The sequence below is a fragment of the Falsiroseomonas oryzae genome, from assembly GCF_027856955.1.
GTDB classification, from domain to species: domain Bacteria; phylum Pseudomonadota; class Alphaproteobacteria; order Acetobacterales; family Acetobacteraceae; genus Falsiroseomonas; species Falsiroseomonas oryzae.
Genome location: NZ_JAPSMD010000749.1, coordinates 1 through 1,506 on the forward strand (window position 1 = coordinate 1; position 1,506 = coordinate 1,506).

Genomic DNA, 1,506 nt, shown 5'->3' on the forward strand with positions numbered 1-1,506 from the left:
GGCGCTGGACGAGGCGCGGGCTGGCGTGGCGCGCTTCGGCTTCGCGCGCGACCTGGCGGCGCTGGTCGGCCGGGCGGCCTCAGTGACTGACCTGACGGGCGCGCGCGCGGTGCTGCGCCTGGCCGGGCCCGCGGCCCGCGACACGCTGGCGAAGCTGGTCCCGATCGACCTCGACGATGCCGTGCTTCCGCCCGGCGCCGCGGCGCTGACGCTGGCGGGGCACATCGGCGTCACGCTGTGGCGGCCGCCCCTGGTATCGGGCGCCTGGGACATCGCCTGCTACCGATCCTTCGGCCGGAGCCTGGCGGATGCGGTGCTGGAAGCGGCGGCGGAGTTCGGCTGCGAGGTGACGGGGTGACGCCGGGCGCCGGACCGGTCCAGGATCCGGCGCATGGCGAAGCACAGCGCAGCGGCCGGCACGGACACCGCAGGCTCCGGCCCGCCTGATCCGCGCGGGCGCGCCCAGCGCGCGCGGATCCCGCTGCGTCGCGGCCAGCGGCGCGGCCCGCGGCGCATCGCCTTCCTGCTGATCCCCGGCTTCGCCGTGCTGAGCTACGCCTGCGCGATGGAGCCCTATCGCGCCGCCAACGAGCTGGCGGAGGAGCAGCTCTACACCTGGCGGCACGTCTCGCCGCATGGGCGGCCGGTGGCGGCCTCCAACGGCATCGCGATCCTGCCGGACCAGGGCATCGACCGGCCCTGCGACGTGGACGACCTGCTGGTCTGCGCCGGCGGCAACCCGACCGCCTTCGACGATCCGGCGACGCTGGCCTGGCTGCGTGCGCAGGCGACGCGCGGCGTCCGCATCGGCGGGGTCGCCGGCGGGCCGGAGATCCTGGCGCGCGCCGGCCTGCTCTCCGACCACCGCTGCACCGCGCATTGGGAGTACATCCCCGCGATGCGCGAGCGCTTCCCGGAGCTGCAGGTGACGCGCTCCCTGTACGAGATCGACCGCGACCGCTGCACCTGCTCCGGTGGCACGGCCGCGCTGGACATGGCGGTGGCGCTGATCGAGGCGGAGTACGGGCGCCCGCTGGCGCATGCGGTGGCCGAGTGGTTCCTCCACACGCGCCCGCGCGCGGCCGACGAGCCGCAGCGGATGAGCCTGCGCGAGCGCTACGAGGTGGGCCATCCCGGCCTGCTGCAGGTGCTGGCGGAGATGGAGGAGGCGCTGGAGGATCCGCTGCCGCGCGCCGTCCTGGCGCGTCACGCCGGTGTTTCCGTGCGGCAGCTGGAGCGGCTGTTCCGCGCCCATCTCGGCCGCAGCATCGGCGCGCACTACCTGGGTCTGCGGCTGGAGCATGCGCGCCGACTGCTGCGGCAGACCTCGCTCTCCGTCCTGGAGACGTCGCTGGCTTGCGGCTTCACCAGCGCCGCGCATTTCTCGCGCGCCTACCGCGCGCGCTTCGGCCTGGCACCGCGCACGGAACGCCAGGCCACGACGCAGCGGGGCTGAGGCGGCCGGCCCGCGTCAGCCCGTGGCCAGGGCCTGCAGCGCGGCGTCGC

Annotated in this window: 1 protein-coding gene and 1 pseudogene; both read left to right on the plus strand. The window is 75.8% G+C overall.

The window, feature by feature from the left end:
- A pseudogene (locus OZN99_RS31345) lies at positions 1–358 on the plus strand (hypothetical protein); the annotation flags it as partial.
- 33 nt (positions 359–391) lie between these two features.
- Complete coding sequence (locus OZN99_RS31350; RefSeq protein WP_270939109.1) at positions 392–1,456, plus strand: GlxA family transcriptional regulator; 1,065 nt, start codon at positions 392–394, stop codon at positions 1,454–1,456.
- The last annotated feature ends 50 nt before the right edge of the window (positions 1,457–1,506 follow it).

Bases quoted from the DNA above. Each gene is read 5' to 3' on its own strand.
- OZN99_RS31350 (WP_270939109.1), top strand. From the start codon at position 392: ATGGCGAAGCACAGCGCAGCGGCCGGCACGGACACCGCAGGCTCCGGC.